The organism is Dictyobacter alpinus (assembly GCF_003967575.1).
Lineage (GTDB): Bacteria > Chloroflexota > Ktedonobacteria > Ktedonobacterales > Ktedonobacteraceae > Dictyobacter > Dictyobacter alpinus.
Map to the genome: position 1 here is coordinate 2855566 of NZ_BIFT01000002.1, position 24253 is coordinate 2879818.

The 24253-nt window shown below is 50.3% G+C and carries 14 protein-coding genes; 10 read left to right on the forward strand and 4 right to left on the reverse strand.

Annotated elements, in window-relative coordinates:
- Positions 1 to 49 precede the first annotated feature (49 nt).
- Positions 50 to 748 (reverse strand): CGNR zinc finger domain-containing protein, encoded by a 699-nt coding sequence (locus EL633_RS33965; RefSeq protein WP_161982677.1) that lies wholly within the window; start codon positions 746 to 748, stop codon positions 50 to 52.
- Positions 749 to 850: 102 nt separating this feature from the next.
- Between EL633_RS33965 and EL633_RS33970 the strand changes: the two genes are divergently transcribed.
- Complete coding sequence (locus EL633_RS33970) at positions 851 to 2386, forward strand: MFS transporter (protein WP_126631640.1); 1536 nt, start codon at positions 851 to 853, stop codon at positions 2384 to 2386.
- A gap of 187 nt (positions 2387 to 2573) precedes the next feature.
- Here the strand turns inward: EL633_RS33970 and EL633_RS33975 are convergent, their stop codons facing one another.
- Positions 2574 to 3782 carry a cellulase family glycosylhydrolase gene (locus EL633_RS33975; protein WP_126631641.1) on the reverse strand — a complete coding sequence of 403 codons (1209 nt, stop codon included), beginning with the start codon at positions 3780 to 3782 and terminating at the stop codon, positions 2574 to 2576.
- An 835-nt stretch (positions 3783 to 4617) separates the two neighbouring features.
- Here EL633_RS33975 and EL633_RS33980 point away from each other — a divergent pair.
- The 5 genes from EL633_RS33980 to EL633_RS34000 all read left to right on the forward strand — a co-directional run bounded on the left by EL633_RS33980 (position 4618) and on the right by EL633_RS34000 (position 14893).
- On the forward strand, positions 4618 to 6258 hold the full coding sequence (locus EL633_RS33980; protein WP_161982678.1) for a glycosyltransferase family 2 protein: 1641 nt from the start codon (positions 4618 to 4620) through the stop codon (positions 6256 to 6258).
- An 83-nt stretch (positions 6259 to 6341) separates the two neighbouring features.
- On the forward strand, positions 6342 to 8288 hold the full coding sequence (locus EL633_RS33985) for a glycosyltransferase family 39 protein (protein ID WP_126631643.1): 1947 nt from the start codon (positions 6342 to 6344) through the stop codon (positions 8286 to 8288).
- The gene (locus EL633_RS33990; RefSeq protein WP_126631644.1) at positions 8275 to 8820 is read left to right on the forward strand and encodes a GtrA family protein; all 546 of its coding nucleotides are present in this window, start codon (positions 8275 to 8277) and stop codon (positions 8818 to 8820) included. Before EL633_RS33985 ends, EL633_RS33990 begins: the two co-directional genes overlap by 14 nt.
- 326 nt (positions 8821 to 9146) lie before the next feature.
- Entirely contained in the window at positions 9147 to 13688 is a 4542-nt protein-coding gene (locus EL633_RS33995) for an outer membrane protein assembly factor BamB family protein (protein ID WP_126631645.1), read from the forward strand.
- A 146-nt stretch (positions 13689 to 13834) separates the two neighbouring features.
- Positions 13835 to 14893: a glycoside hydrolase family 113 protein gene (locus tag EL633_RS34000; protein ID WP_126631646.1), complete on the forward strand. Its 1059-nt coding sequence runs from the start codon at positions 13835 to 13837 to the stop codon at positions 14891 to 14893.
- 27 nt (positions 14894 to 14920) lie between these two features.
- On the opposite strand, the gene EL633_RS34005 is transcribed toward EL633_RS34000, so the two are convergent.
- Entirely contained in the window at positions 14921 to 15814 is an 894-nt protein-coding gene (locus EL633_RS34005; RefSeq protein WP_126631647.1) for an alpha/beta hydrolase, read from the reverse strand.
- Positions 15815 to 16212: 398 nt separating this feature from the next.
- On the opposite strand from EL633_RS34005, the gene EL633_RS34010 reads away from it, so the two are divergent.
- The 3 genes from EL633_RS34010 to EL633_RS34020 all read left to right on the forward strand — a co-directional run bounded on the left by EL633_RS34010 (position 16213) and on the right by EL633_RS34020 (position 21642).
- Positions 16213 to 17085: an LLM class flavin-dependent oxidoreductase gene (locus EL633_RS34010; RefSeq protein WP_126631648.1), complete on the forward strand. Its 873-nt coding sequence runs from the start codon at positions 16213 to 16215 to the stop codon at positions 17083 to 17085.
- Between the two features lie 139 nt (positions 17086 to 17224).
- Complete coding sequence (locus EL633_RS34015; protein WP_126631649.1) at positions 17225 to 20347, forward strand: DUF6788 family protein; 3123 nt, start codon at positions 17225 to 17227, stop codon at positions 20345 to 20347.
- Positions 20348 to 20454: 107 nt separating this feature from the next.
- Complete coding sequence (locus EL633_RS34020) at positions 20455 to 21642, forward strand: cytochrome P450 family protein (protein WP_126631650.1); 1188 nt, start codon at positions 20455 to 20457, stop codon at positions 21640 to 21642.
- A 14-nt stretch (positions 21643 to 21656) separates the two neighbouring features.
- Here the strand turns inward: EL633_RS34020 and EL633_RS34025 are convergent, their stop codons facing one another.
- Positions 21657 to 22106, reverse strand: coding sequence for an ester cyclase (locus EL633_RS34025; protein WP_126631651.1), 450 nt, complete (start codon positions 22104 to 22106; stop codon positions 21657 to 21659).
- A 348-nt stretch (positions 22107 to 22454) separates the two neighbouring features.
- Between EL633_RS34025 and EL633_RS34030 the strand changes: the two genes are divergently transcribed.
- Entirely contained in the window at positions 22455 to 24221 is a 1767-nt protein-coding gene (locus EL633_RS34030; RefSeq protein ID WP_126631652.1) for an MOSC and FAD-binding oxidoreductase domain-containing protein, read from the forward strand.
- The last annotated feature ends 32 nt before the right edge of the window (positions 24222 to 24253 follow it).

Here is a 24253-nt window from a genome sequence, read left to right on the forward strand (position 1 = left end):
AGTATGGGAAACTGCTATAGGGCGTTAGCTTGTATGTGTGAGAACTGATTTAAGGCGTACCGGATGCTGTTTTTTTGCGTTGAGCACGTCTGCGTTGGGTGAGGCGGCGTGCTTTCGTGGCGTTGCCACAATCTTCCATACTGCACCATTGACGATTCTTATTTTTGCTCTCGTCATAGAATAGCCATGCGCAAGCTATTGTATCTCCTGGTACGCCGGGACATGTTTTGAGACGTTGTTGTTCACTTTCGGTGAGTAATTGTATGGCGGAATGAATGATGGACCAGAGTGGAAAGGCCAGGTTATCTTTCTCTTGTGTCCATTGCCAGTTGAAGTGCTCTGCGGATTTTTGTAGCTGCGCATGTGTGAGGGCTTCCAGATAACTATTTTGTAGATCAGCCATTTCTGTAAGTTCTGGAGCACTATTGTGGGCCAGTTTCCAGAAAATGGCATAGATGAGCTCGCGTGCAGCAGTAATTTTATGCAGAACCTGCTTGCTTTGTGGTGGTTGCTGGCTAGCTTTCTTGAGCAATATTACTGCTTCATCCTCTGTGAGAATTTGCGCCTTCATTGTCCAGGCCAGGAATTTCGGGTAGTCCGAAATGTAGTCCCGCAGCTCCGCCTGCGGAGGTGGATCAGACAAGCCACCACGCGGCTCAACGGTGTTGGCAAAATCCAGACACAGTTTGCCACTTACCAGCGCGGGCATGTGCGTTATTGCGACCTGTAATTGTTCTCGCTCATTCATAAGGGCTTTTTCCTTGTGGTTTTTGCTACCACCAACGTTACTTTGGGTGGTAGCAATTCGTGTTATACATATGCTACCACCAATATATTTATAGCAGGTAGCATGATTGAAAGCAAGGAGGACATCAAGGTGACCGTGCCAGAGCAATATAGAACACCTGAGGCAGGAAATGTTACTACCCATGCACATGCAGTTGATAGCCATGCATGGATTATGTTAGCGCTTTTATGTGTCGCTCAATTTGTTAATGTACTCAATTTTCAGAGTGTGACACTGGTCCTTCCCGCCATAGCACGTGGCCTATCACTATCGACCGAAATAAGCCAATGGGTTGTGAGTGCGAATATACTGGCCTTTGGTGGTGGATTATTGATTGCGGGCCGACTGGCTGACCATATTGGACATCGACGGATGTTTATGATGGGAGTCGCCATATTCGCGCTTTCCTCTCTCCTCTGTGGCCTGTCCCCGCTATTGAGTATATTGATTATTGCGCGTATTCTGCAAGGGCTGAGTGCAGCTATGATGGCCTCATCTGCCTTTGCCCTGTTGATTGATATCTTTCCCGAGGGAAATTACCGTAATCGGGCCATTGGTATCTGGGGCGCGGTCGGACCGATTGGTGGTTTGATAGGTACGCTGGTAGGAAGCGTGCTGGCTGATCGCTTTGGCTGGCCCTGGCTCTTCTTTTTTAATGTTCCTATTGCGCTCGGAACATTGTACCTGGCTTATCGCTTGCTTCCACGCCGTCTTGAGCAGGCGGACGCAGCAAAATTCGACATCGTTGGAGCCCTGCTGGCCCTTGGTAGTGTTGTCCTGTTGATCGAGTCTCTAACCCAGATTGCGAACGGACCAGGAGGAGACTGGCTATTGCCAGTTCTACTACTGGCTGGTGCATGTGCTTTATTCGTATTATTCTGCTGGTTTGAGACACGGATCGCACATCCATTGGTGCCATTGCACTTTTTCCGTTATCCTAATATCGCAGGTGCCAATCTGGCCTCGCTGGCATTCTCAGCCGCGGCAAATACATCGCTCTTCTTTTTTGCGCTTTACATGCAACACATTCGTGGCTTCTCTGCATTTATGACTGGCGTAGCCTTTATGCCTACCAATATCGTGCTGATTGCTGGATCATTTGTAGGGGCAAGGTTGGTAAATCGCTTTGGGTATAAGCGCGTTATGTTACTTGGTCTGGGACTACTATGCATGGCTGGCCTGTTATTTAGTAGCCTATCCATCAACGGTTCTTATCTTCAGACACAGTTGCCGGCTTTAATCTTTCTGGGAGCGGGCCTGGGAATTGTGCAGATAGGGGCGATGGGAGCAGGAACAGCAGGCGTGCCGCCCGCAGAAAGTGGACTTGCGTCTGGCGTGATGAGTATGACTGGCCAGATAGGCACCTCGATTGGGCTGGCTACCCTGGTCTCAATTGCGGCTATCCGCTCGGCTGGACAGCCGTCCAACCCGGCTGTGCTTGTCGCTGGTTATCAATGGGCCTTTTATGGGGAAGCCGCATTCTCTCTGCTGGGAATCTTGCTCGTCCTGCTCACTATTCGCAAGCCCCCTCTGTCGGCAGATAAAGCGGTAACAGTGAACCACTCAGATGAGTTGTCCGAAAGTATCAGACGCTCGTGAGCTTCACTTTGCTGGTGTATGGGATGTATTAAATAAATTAGTGTATCGATATATATGGGGGGGTATGCTGTAAAGATGGATCATGATCCATTTTTACAGCATACCCCTCAATATAGAAGCATGTTCCCGTCAGGGAACGAGTGTGGGTGCGGCCCGAGCGCAATCGGGTCAGGAACCTGAAAGTACGTTACTCGTCTTTGCCGTGTTTGCCAGATTTGGCGTTCATCTGGGCTGCATGGGCGGATAGGACACTGGCAGTACTGTCAGAACGGGTGACGCGATAGCCATCGTAGTTTGGATACAGGGTGCCATCGTCTTGCAGACCTGTGAGAATCCAGAACTGATCGCCATTACCGCCCTCTTGATAGACCGTATCGGTCCAGGAGCGGTAGATGGCATCGCGGGTCGCCAGGTCACGCCAGCCAAATTCCTCCAGCACCGCTGGCTTGCCGGCGGCATGGGCATCATGGATATGATCTTTAATCCACTGGACCGCCCAGGTCGCATCTTTGCCCCAGTCATTGGGATAAAGGTGGAAGGTGCCATAGTCAATAGCTGGTAAAGCAATCAGCCGTTTCCAGTCCACACCACTGATACCCGCACGTGCCCAATCGGGATTGCCTGGTTCGTTATAGAAGCCCTCATCACCAACCGCCACCAGGTGGCGTGAATCCAATTTTTTGATAAAGCGGCTCAACTCATCGGCCCAGTGCAACAATGTATTTCCACTTGGATCTGATTCGCAGCGTGGTTCATTGCCCAGTTCCCAGGTCATAATGGCAGGCTCATGCTTCATCAGCCGACCAGTGTAGCGATTTTTACGCTGCACAAAATGTTGGATATAGTTTTTGTAGGCGGCCTTGATATGCTGGTTTGTATAGAAATCGTCATGCTTTGTACTACCAAACCACGCAGTATACTGATCCATCCCACCAAAGGCATCCCAGTTATTGGTCAAAGTAACTACAAGCTTCAAGCCCAGTTTACCAGCTTTCCAGACCGTATAATCGAAACGCTCATAGCCTTCCTCGGGATAAACACCGGGTGTAGGTTGCATCACAAAGCCATTGGCATCCTTGCCATCGATGAAGCCCCACAGACGTATCACCTTGAGTCCCAGGGCAGCCGCGCTGGTAAGCACATCATCGATCATAAAATGTGAATCGTAGTGCAAATAGTAGTTATTGGTACCAGCGAAAAAAAACGTTTTATGGTCCAAAGTAAAATTCGTCTTTTTCCGGCCCACAAAACCATGCGTCTCTTCCTCATGCTCCGCAGCCAGTACCGGGCTAGCCGTAAGTGGACTGCCTAGCGCCACCCCGGCGGTACCTATACCCACAGCTGCGGCTGTACGTAAAAATGAGCGTCTGGCAGCCTGATAATTATGGTCCTTCATTGGATCCTTCCTTTCGTAAGAAGCGAACATTATCCATCAATGGTATACGTTATTTGTGGTGCATTTATTCATGTTCATCGATAAATAAGTCGTTGTTTCAATGAAAATGAACAAAAATATTCAATGAATATGTAATAACATATCTATACGTTGAATGTCAATAGCTTTAATATAAATGAAGACACTTGCTATCTGTTAATGATTACAAGGAGAAGCCACATATTATATATCTTTCAAGAAAGGCATATAGCATGTATTCAATGAACGTTCATAGGGTAATATGCGATAAGTAATTATGATTGTGTAAGATAGTATTTTGAGCTTAAAAAGAGCTCAGAATGGTTACATATTTTGATCCGCTTCTACTCATTAAAAGAGACAAATAGATTTTCCTTAGATATTTCTAATGTGTTACTTTTATACATATCTTGTGGCATATGGTATTGCCAAACATCTATTCATACATATATAATATAGAAGGTACCGGTCGGAAAATTCACGCAAAATTTTCCACAATGAATACCGCTCTATTTTTTAATTCACGTTGATCTTATAAGGACAATTTAATCTCCCAACATCGAAAAATTGTTATAGTAGCGAATCTTTTGTAATTTATGATAGTAGAGATGATACGAGACGGCTGATGTATCTTCATCGTTGAAGCAAACTACAAGCCTGGATGCAGGCCTACTTTCTACCTCATCAAAAACCTCGGGGCAGAGTACTGTACAAGGTGTACAGTACTCTTTGTTTCTTGTCATTATAAGCACAGCAGAATGGATTTTGTATGGCTTGGAGACATCATTCGTACCCTAAAAAGGTGCATCACGTTGAGATGTTGGATGAAAGTGATTTAGTTGCAGGATATAACGATTGGCTATCTAAACACACATCATCGAGTACGTCGAGCACGACTTCTGATAGCCATGAATATCGAGAATATTCATTACGTAGTGTGAAAATTCGTGGTAAAGATATCAGCACGTTCGCTCCATTCAGACATAAGTTATCGGCTTTTAAAACTATTACCCGTTCGCAAATATTTCTGTTACTGGCTAGCATCGCCATTGTGGTTACTGCATTCATCTTCTTTGGGATGACGTTGTTAGTGACGATTATGGCCCTATTAATGCTTTTCTATCTTGGTGATCTGGCTTTAAGTTTTTTTCTCGCTTTACAAACGTTCAGGCATTCAGCGGAAGAACACATTGAAGATGAGATTGTGCATGTTTTGAGCGATGCCCGCTGGCCCATGTACACCATTCTCTGTCCACTTTATAAGGAAGCGCGTATCGTTCCGCAGTTTGTAGATGCGATGCAGAAATTGGATTATCCGGTCGAGAAGCTACAAATTTTATTCCTGACAGAGCAGGACGATAGTGAGACACGGGACGCTATTAACATCCTGAATTTACCCGCTCATTTCAAGATTGTTACCGTCCCTGAAGGTTATCCACGCACCAAGCCACGCGCCTGTAATTTTGGTTTGTTATTGGCGAAGGGCGACTATGTTGTGATTTATGACGCTGAAGATATTCCTGATCCACTGCAACTCAAAAAAGCTGTATTGACGTTCGCTAATCTAGGGCCAGATATTGCTTGTGTGCAGGCCAAGCTAAATTTCTATAATCCAAGACAGAATATCCTGACGCGCTGGTTTACGGCCGAGTACTCGCTCTGGTTTGACCTGACTCTACCCGGGCTGCAACGCCTGGGCCTGCCGCTGCCACTTGGTGGTACTTCAAATCATTTTCGCATCGAACTGCTACGCACACTGGGCGCCTGGGATCCGTTTAATGTGACGGAAGACTGTGATCTGGGCTTGCGCCTGGGGCGTTATGGCTTGAAGACCGCCATGCTTAATTCAACCACCTATGAGGAAGCCACATCCAATGTCAAAAACTGGATCAGGCAGCGCTCGCGTTGGATCAAAGGATACATGCAGACCTATCTGGTGTATATGCGCCAACCGCTACGCTATTTCCGGCCGGGCCACTTTAGCGAGTTCCTGTCCCTACAACTCGTAATTGGTGGCAAAACAGCCGTCCTGTTTATTAATCCTTTGATGTGGTTGCTACTCTTTATCTATGTATTCTGGCATACACAGGTTGGTCCAGTTTATCGTGAGCTCTTTCCACCTGTGCTGCTCTACATTGGCACGATCAGCCTGATCTTTGGCAACTTCTTCTATATCTACTCGCATATGGCAGGCTGTTTCAAACGGGACGAGCATACATTGATCAAATGGACCTTATTGATCCCTGTTTACTGGCTTCTGAATAGTATTGCGGGCTTTTATGCACTCTATCAATTGATTCTCAAGCCTCACTATTGGGAAAAGACGCAGCATGGCTTCCATTTAGCCGAGCTCAAGCCAGTATCTGCAACGACCGTTGTTGGCGTTGTGCAGGTGACGGATTTAGATGATACTGCTCTTACTACCCTGGTAAGTACAGACCAATCTACCCAGGCCTGAGCTCTATATCTGCCTCGTCCATCACGCTCTTTTTTTGCAGTAGTGTTTGTGGGATCCAATAAATAATAAAGGCGAGAGAAAATATGCCTGGACATAATAAAGACAGTAATACAATAGGTAGCGATGCTGGTACATCGCACGAAGATGATTGGGATGATATTACGGCGTTAATGGATAGTACAGATTTTTCAGCGCAGCCACTTCCACGCGTGACTGAGAAGATAAAGTCTGTGCAGGTCATGTCGGCGCCAAAGGTTGAGACCTATGTGCGCCAGGTTAAACAGCAGCAGGCTGGTTATATCTGGCGCACATTGCGGCAGGATCGCTGGCTGGTGGCAATCATCCTGGTTGCTTGTACTGCAAGTATTGCTTCCCTGATCTACTTTTATCAGCAAGGCTTGATCCTGACCTATGGCGATTCATATTCACATATGCTGATTGCGCGGCGTGTCTTTGACAATCTCACGCCCGGTTTAGCCCAGTTAGGTGGCGTCTGGCTACCGCTACCGCATTTGTTGATGATGCCATTTATCAGCAACAATTTTCTCTGGTATACAGGACTGGCCGGTAGCTGTGTGGCTATGCCCTGTTATGTGATCTCCAGTATCTATATCTATTTGACCGCGAATCGTTTAACACATAATCGAGCCTGTAGTTTTGTTGGTACTCTTATTTTTGTCTTGAATCCCAATGTTCTGTATCTACAGACAACGCCACTGAGTGAACTGGTTCTTATCGCGACCATGATTATGGCCTGCTATCATTTTCTGGCCTGGGCACAGGATGATAGTTCAAGGCAACTGATCCTGGCAGCCCTTGGCGTCCTGTTAGCCACCATGTCTCGCTATGATGGCTGGTTCCTGTTTGTGGTTCTGCTTGGATGCCTCGCCGTTATCAGTCGGATGCGTCGGCATAGCTGGGGCAAGTTTGAAGGGAACTTCCTGATGTTCAGCATCATGGGAGGACTGGGCATTAGCCTCTGGTTGCTCTGGTGCTGGGTTATCTTTGGTGATCCTTTATACTGGCAGCGAGGTCCGTTCTCATCACAGACGCAGCAAATGGCTCTATTAAAAGAGCATATCCTCTTTACGTATCACAATCTCTGGCAATCTATCCGTTATTTCGGTCTGGATGCCAGTAGCAATGTAGGTCCTGTCTTTTTTGTCATTGGATTGGGCGCGATTGCCTTGTTCTATCTGCGCCGGCGTATCAGTATTGACATGGTGGTAGGCATCGCGCTGCTCTCGCCGTTTTTCTTCTATATCATTTCTCTGTATGGTGGACAAGCAGCCATCTATGTGCCTGATGCCGTGCCGGCCAGTGCTCCTAATCCATGGTATAACGCTCGCTATGGCGTACAGGCGGTCCCGTCAATCGCCATTTTTGTGGCCCTGCTGGCTGTGCGTCTGCTGCAAGTAGATTGGTCCAGTTATCTAGCGCGTATCGTACCAAAGCTACAACAATGGAAAGGGGCTGCATATCCATCGTTAAGCGTCCTTTTCCTGGTACCATTTATCCTGGTGCAAGCCATATGGATCGCCAATAGTGGCATTATTTCATTGCAGTCCGGCCAATATGGACTGGAGTGCTCACCGCAACATCCCGCCACAACCTATCTTTTCCAACATTATGATGGAGGGAAAATTCTCGAAGATACCTTTACCTCTCCGACGCCAATGGTGGATTTTAAAAATGTGATCTATGAAGGATCCAATGTGCTCTGGAAGCAAACGCTAGCAAATCCGGTTGGCAAGGTCAACTGGATTCTGGTAAATCCCACCAATCAAAATGACCTGCTTACCGAGGCACTTGACGTGCATAGTGCCTTCTTCTCCAATAACTTTGAGCTTGTGCTCCAAGAACGCAATGGCTTGAGCCTGTACCGACAAAGAGGTCTACCGCCTGCCCCGACGCATGTCGTTCCCTCTGTAATGCTTGTTGATCATAGCATTTGTGGTACAGGTGGTCCTGCTAAACCCAGGCTCACTTCCACTTCATTGGAAGGAAATCATAGTCATGACCGTTACTAATAGGCGGTATGCGCCAGCGCGTTTCGCCTTGCTCTCCGCTCTGGTGCGTACAAAAGCCTTCTGGCAGATTGTGCGTTTTAGTCTGGTTGGCATCACCAATTCAGCGATCGATATCCTGGTACTCAATTTATTGTTGTGGTTAGCTCCACCACCAACCCTTTCTGTTTTGCTTACCTACAATATCAGCGCCTATATCCTGGGGGCTTTGAACAGTTTTTTCTGGAACAAATACTGGACCTTTAGACAAAAGAAGCATGTAGTTATCTACGGTGAATTGATCCGCTTTAGTGTCGTTACTTTGATCAGCGTATGCGTCAATAGTGGTATTGTCTGGAGTTCAATTGTTGTCTTACAACCATTTATTAAAAATCAATTTCTGCTCACAAATAGCGCGAAAATTGCGGCTGTGATCGGAACCTCAATAGTCTCTTATATCGGCATGCGCCTCTGGGTTTTCGAGCATTCGGCTCGCAAACTACAAGAGGCCGAGCTAACTGTAGAACCATTGATACCTGAAACACTCCCGCAATGACAGCTTAGCGTGTGGGAAGTGAGTGTCCAGGCGAGCAAAGCATGTGTGATTCGATGCAGCTCATGTAAAGCTTTCCGTCTGGCACGAATGGACAGGATCCTGTTTCAGCTACCGAACAACATGGCGAGGCGACGGCGATCATGATCGTAAACAGGGGCCTTGCCGTCTCCTCACCCTGTGTGAAGGTTTCTGAGCATGGTTATGGCGGGTATAGATAGATGAGTGCGAAGTGAGCTGTATTGGGTACGAGATTATATTGATAGAGATTGTACAGCGTTGAATAAAGTTAATAAATGTTTTCAGGCTATTTTTAAGGAAATATATACATGCAGACCCCATTATCTTCTCCATGGCCAGTAAAAGGAAGAGTATCTATTAGCCGTGGGCGCAAATACAATTTCTGGCGCTATCTGGCTTTATTTATGACCATGTCGTTGCTCATGGCACTGGTCGCCAGCCAGATTCCCCCAGCTGTTAGCCACGCGGCCTCGAATGTAGTCCCGGCTGTAACCACGGATGATTGGCCAACTTATCTGCACGACAATTATCGTAGCGGAGCCAGCAATGATACCGGTTTATCGGCGGCCAACGCTGGACAACTCACCAAGCAGTGGGGATTTAAAACCGGCGGCGGCATCTCTGCCGGGGCCGCGATTGTGAATGGGATCGCCTATGTTGGTTCCTGGGATGGCTATGAGTACGCATTGGATGCGGTAACTGGAGCCGTCAAATGGAAGGCCAACCTTGGTCAGACGATTACCCCAAATTGTATTCCGGCCACGATCGGTGTGAATTCCTCGGCCACTGTCCTCAATGGGGTGGTCTATGTCGGCGGCGGCGATTCCTTCTGGTATGCGCTCGATGCCAACACTGGCAATGTCTTATGGAAAGTGAATACCGGTGATAATAGTATTACCGGCGGCCACTATAACTGGTCCAGTCCACTTATCTATAATGGTTCAGCATATATAGGAATTGCCAGTAACTGCGATTCACCACTGGTCCAGGGATTGCTCTGGAAAGTTGATCTGCAGACCCATCAGGTGACCAAAGTATTTGATGTGGTGCCCGCCGGACAGGTGGGTGGTGGCATCTGGACCACGCCTTCGGTTGATCCAGAAACAAATACTATTTATGTCACGACCGGTACCCAGAGCTTAACCACCCAGACCTACTCACAGGCCGTGGTGGCATTGGATGCCGGAACTCTGGCCGTGAAAAGTTCCTGGCAAATTCCTTTTGATCAGGCTGGCATTGACCTGGACTGGGGAACGACACCGGTTTTCTTCAAGGACGCTAACGGTAATAAGCGCGTTACCGCAATCAATAAGGATGGTTTCGTCTATTCACTAGATGCGACCGATCTCAACAAAGGACCTGTCTGGCAGCAAGAGGTCGCTATTACCGGCTCATGTCCCCCTTGTGGCAATGGTAGTGTCTCAACCAGTGTGGTCGCCAATGGTGTGATCTATGTTTCTGGAGGCAATACTACCATCCAGGGTAAAGGCTATCAAGGATCCGTTCGGGCGCTGGATGCGACGACCGGCGCGATCAAATGGGAGCACGGCACATCCAGTCCGGTAATTCCAGCCCTGGCCTATGCCAATGGCCTGGTCATTGATGGGGCTGGACCCATGTTTGAGGTGCTGAATGCCGCCAATGGTGAGCGGCTCTATAGCTATAAAACAGGTGGCATGTATGCGGCGGCCGCTGTTGCGCATGGTACCATCTATGTGGGTGACCTGTTTGGTACCGTCTATGCCTTTGGACTGCCAGCTAATCCACCACCCCCACCGCCGGCCGATCCCAATTGTCCGGCTGGCTGGAATTGTCAGGATATCGGGGCTGCCACGCCGTTGGGGAATGAGACCGGTGCTAATGGAAACTGGAATATTACTGCCGGTGGTGCGGGCGTGGCCGGGACCGCTGATCAGTTCCGCTTTGTTTCACAGCCCGCCAATGGTAATATGCAGCTCACGACTCGCGTTTTGACCAGACCCGGAGCCGCCGCGGGTGCTCAGGCTGGCTTGATGCTCCGACAGAGTACTGATGCAGGCTCTCCTTATTATGCGGTCTTTGCCACCCAGAATAATGGCCTGACCGTCCAATCGCGGGCTGGTTTCAATGAAGCCCCAGCGATCGCGAAGCAGTTGAATCCCGTGGGCTTGCCACGCTACCTGCGTATTCTGCGGCAAGGTGATCAACTCAGCACCGCCACATCGGCCGATGGCGTTAACTATACCCTGGTACCTGGAAGTACCGTCACAGTCGTCGTTCCAACCCGAGCCCTGGTAGGCGTCATGACCAGTTCTGGCGTGAATGGTACAGGGGCGCTGGCAACCTATACACCGGCCGTAGTGGCTGCTCTGGGAGCACTACCACCTTCTACGCCACCGGCAACCGCCTGTGCCGCGGGCTGGAACTGCGCGGATATTGGTAATCCTGCTCTTGTTGGTGATCAGGCGCTGAACAATGGTGTCTGGACCTTAAAGGGTGCTGGTAATGATATCTCAAACTATAGCGATCAATTTCACTATGTCTGGAAACCCATGACTGGCAACAGCTCTGTCAGCGCCCATATTACCGCGCAGACCAATACCAGTCCTGGAGCTAAGGCAGGCGTGATGTTGCGCCAGACTACCGATAGTGCCTCACCCTATTATGCGGCCTTCCTGACGCCTGGTCACGATGTGCTTATTCAATATCGTACCAACCAGGGACAGAATACTACCCAGGTAGAGGCGCAACTGACAGCTAACAATGCGCTCAAGGTCGCCGTGCCTGCTACGGCCTGTATCGCGCCTAAGTGCCACTCGCCACATGCTAAAACACCGACTTCACAGGCTAAGAAAGCCAATGTGAAAGCGGCGGCGGTGGTGGCACCCATTTATCTGCGTGTCGAGCGCTACAGCGATGCTAACAATGGTACTGTCTTTGCCGCCTTTACCTCGGCTAATGGCACGGATTGGACCTATATTGCTGGTTCGACGGTCAGTTTTAATTTGAATGGTGATCTCTTAGGTGGTATCGCAGTCTCATCGGCTAATGGTGGGGTGCTGGGCAATGCAACCTTTGATCAGGTCGCGATCTCAGGCGTCGTCGCACCACCCCCCACGCTGTGTCCTGCTGGTTGGAGTTGTGCCGACATCGCTAATTCTGTCCCAACTGGTAATCAGGAGGTCAATGGCACCACCTGGACCGTCCAGGCCGGTGGTTCTGACATTTATGCCCTGGGCGATCAGTTTCGTTTTATGGGACAGACGCAGCCGGCCGATGCCAGTATCAGTACCCATATCGCTTCACAGGACGACACAGATCCCTGGGCTAAGGCTGGTGTGATGCTGCGTCAGAGTAATAAAGCCGCCTCACCGTACTATGCGGCCTTGATTACCCCTGGGAATGGACTGAGTATTCAGTATCGTCTGGTGCAGGGTGGAGATACACGCCAGATTTCGGTGCCTACTTTGAAGGCACCAATCTATCTAGAAGTAGCTCGTTCAGGTAACATCTATACCACCTACACTTCGACCGATGGTGTCACCTGGACCCCGATTACCGGTTCCAGCCTATCCTTGAATATTCCAGGTCCCATTATCGCTGGCCTGGCTGTCACTTCACATACAACGGCCGCTCTGGGGACCGTGGTCTTTGAAAATGTCGCTGTCAGCAATACCTCCCCTATTCCTCCTACCGCCTGTCCGGCTGGCTGGCATTGTGACGATATTGGCAATCCCACCATCCTGGGTAGTCAGTCGCTCTCAAATGGCACCTGGAGCATTCAGGGCGGGGGTACCGATATCTGGAATACTGTGGACCAGTTCCACTTTATCTGGCAGACCGAGGCGGCAGATACAACGGCGAGCGTACATATTACCAAACAGGCCTACACGGACCCCTGGGCCAAAGCTGGTGTGATGTTGCGGCTCAGCAATGATCCGGGTTCACCCTATTATGCGGCCTTTGCTACACCTGATAATGGGATCGCCATCCAATATCGTTCTACGCAGGGTGGTACCACGACCCAGCTATCAACCGGTGGAACTGTGCCGGTTTATCTGCGGGTCGCCCGCTTCGGTGGAACCTTTACCGCCTATACCTCAACCGATGGAACTACCTGGACGCCAGTCGCAAACTCCAGTCTGCGCCTGAACATCACTGTTCCATTGCAGGTAGGTGTGGCCGTAACCGGACATAGTGAAGCCAACATCGGCGACATTACCGCGGACGGACTGACGCTGACCGCTGATGCCCCGCCCCCACCGGTTGCGGCCTGTCCCGCTGGTTGGACCTGTGGCGACGTAGGTGCGCCAGCTCTGATTGGTACCCAGGCATTGACGAATGGGATGTGGACAGTGACCGGTGCTGGTGCCGACATCTGGGGTAACGCCGACCAGTTCCACTATGTGTGGCAAGCTTTGAATGCTGATGGAGCAGTTAGCGCCCATGTACTCGATCAGTCCTATACCGATCCCTGGACCAGATCCGGTGTGATGCTACGCCAGAGTACTGATCCGGCTGCCCCATACTATGCCGCCTTTGTCACGCACGATTATGGGATCGCCATTCAGTATCGTCTGACACAAGGAGGCGCGACCACGCAGGTTACCGTGAATGGTAAAGTTCCTGTCTACTTGAAAGTAACAAGAACTGGGAATAACTATACAGCGTATAGTTCGGCTGATGGTATCACCTGGGCTGCTGTGGCCGGTTCGACTGTTGCGATCAACATGCCTGGAGCAATTCTGGTAGGACTGGTGGAGAGCTCACACAACGCCAATGTGTTAGGTACCGCCACCTTTGATAGCGTAAACGTCACGGGAGGTACACCTGCCGCGAAAAAGCCAGCCGCCAGTGTAGCCAAAAAGTAAAGCGTGACAAGATTTTCACTGTTTGTTTAGTATGCATCACGCTCTGTATATTGTATGATATGCAGAGCGTGATGCATTGATATGTTTACGCTGCTTTATAAATATATTAATATCAATTGCATATGCATGCACAAGGAATAGAGTCAATGCAGAAGCGTAGTAGTGTGTTTCCTCTTACGATCATAGCCCTTCTCTTTCTGATCCTCATTATCGCGATTGATCTTATCTACTTTACCTTCAAGGCTGCGCCCGGCAAGGTTACCTCAAACTTTATTGCCTCAATTGATACTATGAAAGTCAGTCGTGACACCGAGACACGCCCACTATCCCAGACAGAAATTAAAGAAATTGTGCAGCTCGCCGGACAACTCAATACCAACTATATTACCGTTGACACCCATTGGGATTATCCAGAGTATATGCAAAGCTGGATCAACGCTATCCATCAGGCGGGACAACATGTCTGGTTTCGTGGACATCCCAACCAATGGGAGAATCAAAACAACGCTAACGGTACGATGACGCCCGCGCAATACCTGGACGCAGAGCGCCGTTTTATCCAGGACCATCCTACATTTTTCGCGGACGGCGATATCTTTGATCCCTGTCCAGAGCCAGAGCAGGGCCACTACTGGGAGAATAACTATGGACATAGCTGGACTAGTAATGCGCCCAATCAAGTGACCCGCGAGTTTAATCGCTTTCTGCGCGATGCCACCAGTGTTGCCGATGCCGCGTTCCAACAGAGCCAGATTACAGGTGTCACAACCACCATCCGCTCAATAAACTCCTTTTTCGCCACGCACACAGATGTACTTGAACGCGCCACCATCGACAAATTTGGTCGTATCACCATCGACAGTTATCCTGAACTCAACACATTCCAGCCCGAACAGGCCACCAAAGCGCGTATAGACGAAATCAAGAACATCTATAACCTCTGGCATGTGCCAATCATCCTCGGAGAAATGGGTTACAGCAACCAAACAAACGTTGATGACGCCACCCAGCAAGCCGTCCTCAAAGACGAATTTGCCGCCCTCCAGGGACTTTCCTATCTTGATGGCGTCAACTACTGGGTGGGTCCTGGCTCAACCACCACCGGTGGCTATACCTACATCATCAAAAAAGAGCAGGGCCACTGGTCCTATCGTCCAGCTGCTAATGATATCGCCGCCTTCTATCAGAAAAAAAGAAACCTGTAGCTTTAAGACTGAGATAGAGGGATACGTTTATGATCGATGTGCCTCTATCCATGTGGCGATATCTGTGTCTAGCTGTGTACGATCATCTTCAAATTCGGTATCGTGGTACCAGCCTGGATATGTTTTCCATTCTTTATCGGAGCTGGCCAATGTATCGTAGAATTTTCGGGTGGCTGCTTGAACGACCACTTTGTCGCCTTCGGCCTGTAGTACAAGCGCAGGAATACGTACCTGCTTTGCTTTAGTGAGGGTGGCGAGCCGCATGCGGAGGATTTGCAGCAGAAAGGTCGCGCTCAAGTCGCGCACCCAATAGGGATCCTCATCCAGCATACGCGCCGCATCAGCATTGGTGGTCATGCCTTCATGTCCACCACCTACACGCCAGCGCTTCCGGGACTTAACCAATCCACCGGCCAGAATAGAGAGGGTTGTTCCAGGTGCTAGCCGACTGGTATCCTGTATCCATGGATTTAAAAAGAGCACCCCATTTAACAGATCTCCATAGGCCGCCGCCACGTGGGTCGCGAAAATACCGCCCATACTATGGCCTAATATATACAGACGGGCCTCGGGATGGCGCTGCTTGATTTCACGAATAATTTGAACGATATCACGCACATATTGTTGATACAGGTCGATATGGCCTGGCTCGCCCTTGGAATTACCAAAGCCACGGTGATCAACCGTATACACGGTAAGGCCACGCATAAATAATTCATTCGCCATATCCACATACCATCCACCATGGCCTCCCAATCCATGCAGGATCAACAAGATATCTCCCACCGTATCCTGCTTCCACTCACGCAAAAATAACTGACACTGATCGGGCAGCGTCACATATTCCTCCTGATATCCCTGCTTCTCACCAGCACCACGACTCCCCCAGATCCCCGGAAACTTCGCATCATACCGCATCATAGCTTCTTGCTCCCTTGCATTACGATCAAATAATAGTGGCCTGCTATTAAAAAGCAATCGTGAACGCCGCTCACTCGCAGCTAGTGACGTTGCCACAACTTAAGTATAGAAACCTGAGCTTTTCTGGCGAAGCGCTTCAGCCTGGCAGGCAACGTCACTCACACGATTGAATGGCATACCATTTAATAATACCTGACTGAAGACTTTTACGCTATACAAAAGCCTCCACACTGAACCAGGAAAATAACTGGCGATCTTCTGGCTATTGTTCGTACTACATACAGGTGGATCAGAAATCTTCAATTGTACACAGAAGAGAAGCAGCCGCGTATCCTTCGTGGTATATATATTAGAGAGACACACATACTACTTAGACCTATATTTGGAGGCAGATTACTATGCAGATCGGTGTTGGTTTACCCTCAACGGTTCCTGGTGTACAGGGAGCATTGATTCTTGATTGGGCCAGACGAGCGGATAATGGACCGTTCTCTAGTCTTGGTGTCCTTGATCGTTTGGTCTTCACAAATTATGAGCCGTTGGTGACGTTGAGCGCCGCAGCGGCGGTCACCCAACGTATTCGTTTGATGACTACTATTCTTATTGCTCCCCTTCATAGTGCGAGCATCCTGGCCAAGCAGAGCGCCAGCATCGATGCGCTATCGAATGGCCGCCTCACCCTTGGTTTGGCGGTTGGGGCGCGCGAGGATGATTTTAAGGCCGCGCAGGTCTCGTATCATGATCGTGGCAAGATATTCGATGAGCAGCTTGCCACGATGAAGCGTATCTGGGAGGGCCAGCCAGTCGCGAGCGATATTGGACCTGTTGGGCCAGCGCCTGCGCATGCAGGAGGTCCAGAGATCCTGATTGGAGGCAATACCCCGGTCGCTCTCCAGCGGGTCGGGCGCTGGGGCAATGGCTATATCGTTGGTGGTGGTGGTCCAGCCATGGCACACAAGGGTTACCAACTGGCCGAGAAGGCCTGGCAGGATGCCGGGCGGAGCGGCAAGCCCCGCTTTGTCGCATGTATGTACTATGGCCTGGGAGCCAATGCCGCCGAACAGGCTGGAGCATATATTCGCAACTATTACAGCTTCATGCCTCAGATTGCGGAATCTGTTGTAAGTTCTCTTCCGACCACGCCTGAAGCGGTGAAGGCCGCCATCCAGGCATTCGAGGCTATCGGGCTCGACGAATTGATCATCTGGCCCTGCATCGCAGAGAGCGACCAGCTTGATCGCCTGGCTGACGTGATCGGCACACTTGCCTGAGACAGCTAACATAGCTTCAAGGTATCGTTCTCGCTTTGCTACCTGACAACCTTCTCATGAGTAGAGAACTCCGCACCAGTGGAAACGTCGTACCTCACAAGTGGTATCATGTTAGGTAGCATAGCCTTGAGGAGAAACGATGCCCAGACAGATACCCGATCAGCTACAGTGGTCGGAAACGACACAGAAATATAGCGTCCTGTATGCAGGTCAGCCAGTTGTTCCCAGGATCGAGCCTGGTGGCCAGCGCTGGCTGGCCTGGTTGGAGGCGATCTCCTCATTCTCCTTTCAGAGTCGATCTGAGGGTAGTTGTACACTACGGAAAGAGAGCGTACAGCGTGGTGGGGTCTACTGGTATGCGTATCGGCGTAGAGAGGGGAGGATGGCCAAACGCTATCTGGGGCGCAGTAGCGATCTTAGTATCGCTCGTTTAGAGGCAATGAGCGCTGAGCTCAACGCCAGCGAAAAGGACTCGCCCGATCCAGATCGGGCGAGGACGCTTTCTCCAGTACTCCTCACGACAAAGTTTCATCCTCCAGGATTGCCGGGACAGTATATTGAGCGTTCGCGTCTGCGTGCATTGCTGGAGCAAGGTGTACAGGGACCCCTGACACTGGTCTCGGCTCCTGCTGGCTCGGGTAAGACGACATTACTAGCAGCATGGGCCGCCAGGACCGATCTCCCGCTGGCCTGGCTTTCGCTGGAAGCGGCGGATAATGATCCTGCACGCTTTCTCGCGTATCTCACGGCAGCGCTGGTCGGACTGCATCCAGACATCCACCTGGTAGATCAGCCACCCTATCCCCACAATTCTGAACTGGCCCTGACCCACCTGCTTAATGAGCTCACGCGCTTGCTCAAGCAAGAAGCGGTCCTGATTCTGGATGATTACCACTGTCTGTCCGCCGAAGCTATTCAACGCTTGCTACAATTTCTGCTTGACCATCTGCCTCCTCATCTGCATCTGGTCATCGGAACGCGCACTGATCCACCACTACCACTGGCCCGTTTACGAGCCAGCAACCAGTTAACAGAGATACGTATCCAGGAATTACGGTTCGCGGTGGATGAGGTTGAGGCGCTGACCAACACGATGGGATTGACCCTGGCAGCGGAAGCGACGCGGTTACTGGAACACCACACAGCAGGATGGGTGGTTGGTGTGCAGTTATTGGCTCTGGCCCTGCGTGGACAGGCCGACTCCACGGCATTTTTACGAACCTTCCACGGTACCCATCGCTTTCTGCTTGATTATGTGAGCGAAGAGATACTGGCCCAGCAAACTCCGCAGACACGCTATTTTCTATTGCACACCAGTATGCTAGAACGTATGACTGGATCCTTGTGCGATGCGCTAACAGGACAGTCAGGAGGCCAAAAGCAACTGGAGGACCTGCAACGGGCCAATCTTTTTGTGAGCGTACTTGATGCTACAGGAATCTGGTATCGCTATCATCCTCTTTTCGCCGAAACACTGAAAACCTATCTACTCAAGCAAGAACCTGAAACCCTGCCAGAACTCTATATGCGGGCCAGTCACTGGTATGAGCAGCATCAGCATATGGAAGAGGCCTGTGATTATGCTTTGCAGGCCGGTGATTTTGCACATGCGGCACAACTGATCGCGGACCTTTTGCCACCAATGGTAGAACGTGGCCGCTTTGAGCAGCTAGGACGCTGGCTTGGTCAGCTACCACCAGATGTAATTGCGACCTCCCCCCAGCTCTATATTGCCACGCCCTGGATGTATATAGTTGGTCAGAGCTCACCAGAGTATGTGGAGCTGGCCCTTAAGCGCATGGAACAGCATGTGGAAAAGCAACAGGGCGCAGCTACGGCCTGGGTAGAAGCTAAAAGCGTGATTGTATTGATGCGGGCGCTAACAGCGCTGACACATAAAAGCCTGAGCAGCGCGCTCCCCCTGCTTCGAGAGGCTTTGCACACCCTGAACAGACGCGATAGCGCGTTAAGCCAGCTGATAGCGCGCTTCTTGCAGGTCTCTCTAAGCATCATGCATGGCGCGAACGGTGATCTGGCAACCGCCCAGGAAATCTTACTTGACCTCAGTCTGCTACAGCCGGCAGAACCCTTTTCGATCATACATTTGATAACGCTCTTTTTGCTAGGTGAATTATATAAAGCTCAAGGGCAACTGCGTAAAGGCGTAGCGCTTTATGAGCGGTTTGACTCTCTGCGTGGGTCAATCGCGACCATGCCACAGATGCCCTTGTTTGTACTAGGCTTCGCACTGATGCGTAGATCCTTATTATTCTATGAATGGAACCGTTTACAGGAAGCCGCAGAGGAAATACAGCAGGTATTGGACATTCTTCCACGTGCTATGCCGGATATTGTTCCGCAAATAACCCGCCCGGCTCTGCTAGCCTTTGGGTTATGGGTGCAGGCACGCATTGCATGGGCACAGGGTAAGCCAGAGGCCGCCAGCTATTTTCTTGAACTGGTACGCACACAACCAGAGGTATTGGGGCAACTGCCGCCTGGTAAGGAGCGATCTCCGGTGGATATTTTGACACTGGCTGCCCGGCTCGCATTAGTCTGTGGTCAACTTGAAGAAGCCCTGCATTGGAAAAAGACTTGCGGCATCCATTTTGATGACATGCCCGAGACGCTGGCGGAAGGCAGACAGGTTTTCGTCTATCTTACCCTGGCGCGTGTCTTGATTGCGTCCGGACGTAGAGAGCATGCAGGAGCAGAAGAAATCTCGCAGGCATTACGTCTGTTGGAGCGCTGGCGTTCCCTGGCCTTGCGGCTGGACTTTCAGGGCTGGCTGATCGAGATCCAGATGTTGACAGCCCTGGCATTACAGGTCCAGGGGCAGCAGCGACAGGCTCTGATCACTTTAGGAGCAGTGCTGGCCCAGGCTGAATCAGAGGGCTATGTACGCCTCTTCGCCGATGAAGGCCAGCCCATAGCACAACTGCTCACACACATCTCCAGCTATACTACCGCCTCATTCAGCTATATTCAACGTATCCAGAATGCTATTGTGTCCCCTCCCCAACAGTTGCTGCCGGGTCCCGCTGGCATAAAAGCGACTCAGACCCCGCTTGAACCTTTGAGTGGACGTGAACGCGAAGTATTATCATTGTTGGCCACCGGCGCATCCAATCAGCATATCGCTGAGCAACTTGTGATTAGCCCCCATACTGCCAAGCGGCATGTGAAAAATATCCTGGCCAAACTGAGCGCTAGCAATCGACTAGAGGCAGTTGTACGTGCCCGTGAGCTTGATATGCTCTAAGCCCAGCATAAATACTCCTTGTAATACTCCCAAATGGGTATGACCGCGCACCCAATCTGGCTTTAAACTGTGGGCAGGACAAAGAAATTACTATAAGGAGTTTTACTATGACTGAGATGACCTTTGCTACGCTCATATCACAAGAAAACAAAAAAGATCCCCATGCATTCTATGCACATCTACGTGCGACCGAACCAATCTTCTATGTACAGGACCTGAATACCTGGATCGTAACAACCTATGAAGATGCCCTGTTGGTTTTGAGAGATCCGCGCTTTACCAAAGATAACCGCAAAATAGTGCCATCTGAAAAGGGCCTGAATCCTATGGACGAGACAGCGGCCCAGATGATGAGAAACATGCTCATGGTTGATGCACCCGATCATACACGGTTGCGTTCCCTGGTCTCAAAAGCCTTTACGCCGCGCATGATCGAACAGCTACGTCCACGTATCCAGCAGATCGCCGACGAGCTTTTGGATGCGGTACAGGATCGGGGGCAAATGGACCTGATTGCTGATTTTGCGTATCCGCTTCCGCTGACCGTGATTTTAGAAATGTTGGGGATTCCCAGCGATGAGCGCCAGCAATTCCGTACCTGGACCCAGGCAATTGTGAATGTGGAGGATCCACAATTCCGAGTTACCTCACTCCAGGCTTTCCTTGGGTATATCAAGACCCTTGTGGATAAGAAGCGTCGCTATCCAGAAAAGGATTTGGTTAGCAGCCTGGCACAGGTAGAAGAGAACGGTGATCAACTCAATGAAAACGAATTGATTTCAATGATCTTTTTGCTGATCGTCGCCGGTCATGAGACAACCGTCAATCTCCTTGGCAATGGCACCCTGGCACTATTGCAGCACCAGGACCAGTTCCAACTGCTGCGGCGTGAGCCCGCGCTGATCCCGGAAGCGGTGGAAGAACTGTTACGTTATACCGCCCCGGTAAGTCTTTCTGACGAGCGTTGGGCAAGTGAGGATATCATCCTGCACGGCCAGCTGATTCACAAAGGTGATATGGTGCTGGCAGCCCTGATCTCAGCCAACGCAGACCCACACCACATTGCTGACGGAGACACGTTGGATGTAACGCGGCATGAGAAGCAGCATCTCGCCTTTGGAAAAGGCATCCATTATTGTCTGGGAGCTCCTCTGGCGCGCCTTGAAGGTCAGATCGCCTTTGCTACTCTGCTTAAACGCCTGCCAGAGCTCAGGCTGGCAGACAATGCTGCAAAGCTCACATGGGTTAATAATCCCATGTTGCGCGGTCTGACCAGTTTGCCTGTGTTGTTCTAACATATGGAATGATGTTACGGTTTGCCACTGGCTAATTGTTTGTCGAGATTATGTGGAAGGGCACAGTCCAATTGTTGCAATATGCCCAGTTGGTCTGAACTACCCCAGCGCTCAACAAGCTTGCCATTGGCAAACTTACTGATCTGAATGCCACGTACCCGTATGGGTTTGTTTGTGGGGGCAAGTCCCATAAACGTGCCCTGATGGGTGCCTGTCATCATATAGGCGAATGCTATATTATCCTCATCAGCAACCATGTGCTCAATGGTAAGGTTTAGATCAGGAAATGCCGTGAGCAGTTCGCCAAAAAAGTGGCGATATCCTTCAGGTCCAGGACCTTGATCTGGAGCAGGATCATGATCGATGGCGTTGGAGGCGACCACCTCATCAAAGATACGAAGATCCCTCGTCATGACAGCTTCCGCGAAGCGTTTTTGTGTAGCAAGATTATTTTCAAAAGCCACAGCTCTGTTCTCCTTTTATCCATGTGATGTTTCCAATCCCTCCAGATTATGGGTTAGAATAGGGAAACATGATCAGAACACAATGAGATATTTATAGGTGACGATAAAAAAACAGGCGCGTGTCTTTTCACGATAAAAGCATGCACTCGGAATTTGAAATTGTCAATGGAAAGGTTTCGATGAGTTTGCTGGCTGCCTGATAGATGAATATGTGTCACAATGTTGGCAAGGGCCACGTAATGGAATTTGTATCCCTTGTTGAGGGGTGATGATTATAGTTTATGCTAACCTATGAATGGATAGAACCTCTCTTGTACTGTTTTGGATGAGATAAGAAGGGATCGTTAGATGGCACAACTACTCTCTGTAAATGTTGGGCTCCCGCGTGACATTACCTGGCATGGTGAAACGGTGCATACCGCTGTCTGGAAGGAGTCTGTGCAGGGCAAGCAGATGGTGCGACGGCTTAATATCGATGGTGATGGACAAGGAGATCTAGGTGGTCATGGTGGGGAACAGCGAGCGGTATTTGTCTATCAGACAGCTTCTTATAGATACTGGGAGCAGCAACTGGGGCGCAACGATTTTGTGTTTGGTCAGTTCGGCGAAAACTTCACGATCGATGGCCTGGCCGATGATGAGGTCTGTATTGGCGATCGCTATCGTATAGGTCATGCCCTGTTTGAAGTCACTCAGCCGCGTGTCACCTGCTATCGAGTAGGTATTCGTATGGATGAGCCCAGGATGGCGGCCTTGCTAGTTGCGCATGGCAGACCTGGCTTCTATTTTCGCGTCCTGGAAGAAGGAGAGGTCGAAGCTGGTGACGAAATCATCAAGGTCGCCACTAGTCCTGAACACATGACGGTTGCCGAGATTAACGCATTATTGTATTTATCCGGTCATTCGCGCGAGCAATTAGAGCGAGCATTACGTATTCCCGCTCTTAGTCCGGGCTGGAAACAATCCTTTCGGTCGCTTTTAGAACAGGTGCTAGCAGGAAACACCTCAGGAGGAAACGCCGGGCTGGCAGCAACCAGCCGTCAGGCTCCAGCCTGGCAGGGCTTTCGTCCCTTAAAAGTAGAGCGTATTGAACGGGAAAGCAATAGTGTTCTTTCATTGGTACTCAAATCCGCGGACCAGCAGCCCCTCAGCGCAGCCTTGCCGGGCCAATTCATTGTACTGCGCCTGCACCCCCATCCTGATGCTGCGCCGCTCCTACGCAACTATTCGCTCTCAAATGCGCCAGATGCTCATGAGTATCGAGTGAGCGTTAAACTTGAAGACTATGGTGTCGCCAGCAAATATATCCATAGTCAGGTACAGGTAGGAGATATTCTGGACGTAAGTGCGCCACGAGGTACCTTTACATATAATTCTTATAGACATGGAGTTGTTGTGTTACTCAGTGCAGGTGTAGGTGCCACACCGGTGTTGTCGATGCTGCATGCACTTACTACCGAGAAAGATCCAGTTGAAGTCTGGTGGTTATATGGGGCACGCAACCATAGCGAGCATCCATTCGCGCAAGAAGCCCAGTTGTTGCTGGAGAAGTTGTCCAATAGCCATCGCCATATCCTGTATAGCCGGCCAGAGAGCCAGGATAGGCTCGGTCAGGATTTCGATGCGCCGGGCCATCTCAGCGTAGCGGTTATGGAGGAGCTGGGTGTACCGCGTAATGCAGACTTTTATTTGTGTGGACCTCAACAGTTTCTGCAGGACTTGACCGCGGGCCTCACCGCCTGGGGAGTTACCAGTGAACATCTGCATTCTGAGAGTTTTGGTCCTGGTACAGCTCTTAATCCTGGTGTGGTGAAGACAGCCGCACGCACCCCCCACCAGCCAGCGGGAGCCACCGCGAGCGGACCGTTAATCTCGTTTGCGCGTAGCGGCCTCGCCGTCCATTGGGACCCTGCCTTTCAGAGCATATTGGAACTGGCCGAGGCCTGTGATGTACCCGTCAGATGGTCCTGCCGAACAGGTGTCTGTCATAATTGTGAAAGCGGCCTGATCGCTGGAAGGGTAAGCTATCAGCCAGATCCACTCGAACCACCTGCGGATGGTAATCTCTTGATTTGTTGTTCTCGACCAGAAGGCGAGATCGTCGTTGATCTCTAATACCCTGTCATGTAAGGACTTTGTGGGCGTTA

Excerpts from the sequence above, each read along its gene's own strand:
- EL633_RS33965 (WP_161982677.1), bottom strand. The coding sequence starts at position 748 with ATGAATGAGCGAGAACAATTACAGGTCGCAATAACGCACATGCCCGCG.
- EL633_RS33970 (WP_126631640.1), top strand. The coding sequence starts at position 851 with ATGATTGAAAGCAAGGAGGACATCAAGGTGACCGTGCCAGAGCAATAT.
- EL633_RS33975 (WP_126631641.1), bottom strand. The coding sequence starts at position 3,782 with ATGAAGGACCATAATTATCAGGCTGCCAGACGCTCATTTTTACGTACA.
- EL633_RS33980 (WP_161982678.1), top strand. The coding sequence starts at position 4,618 with ATGTTGGATGAAAGTGATTTAGTTGCAGGATATAACGATTGGCTATCT.
- EL633_RS33985 (WP_126631643.1), top strand. The coding sequence starts at position 6,342 with ATGCCTGGACATAATAAAGACAGTAATACAATAGGTAGCGATGCTGGT.
- EL633_RS33990 (WP_126631644.1), top strand. The coding sequence starts at position 8,275 with ATGACCGTTACTAATAGGCGGTATGCGCCAGCGCGTTTCGCCTTGCTC.
- EL633_RS33995 (WP_126631645.1), top strand. The coding sequence starts at position 9,147 with ATGCAGACCCCATTATCTTCTCCATGGCCAGTAAAAGGAAGAGTATCT.
- EL633_RS34000 (WP_126631646.1), top strand. The coding sequence starts at position 13,835 with ATGCAGAAGCGTAGTAGTGTGTTTCCTCTTACGATCATAGCCCTTCTC.
- EL633_RS34005 (WP_126631647.1), bottom strand. The coding sequence starts at position 15,814 with ATGATGCGGTATGATGCGAAGTTTCCGGGGATCTGGGGGAGTCGTGGT.
- EL633_RS34010 (WP_126631648.1), top strand. The coding sequence starts at position 16,213 with ATGCAGATCGGTGTTGGTTTACCCTCAACGGTTCCTGGTGTACAGGGA.
- EL633_RS34015 (WP_126631649.1), top strand. The coding sequence starts at position 17,225 with ATGCCCAGACAGATACCCGATCAGCTACAGTGGTCGGAAACGACACAG.
- EL633_RS34020 (WP_126631650.1), top strand. The coding sequence starts at position 20,455 with ATGACTGAGATGACCTTTGCTACGCTCATATCACAAGAAAACAAAAAA.
- EL633_RS34030 (WP_126631652.1), top strand. The coding sequence starts at position 22,455 with ATGGCACAACTACTCTCTGTAAATGTTGGGCTCCCGCGTGACATTACC.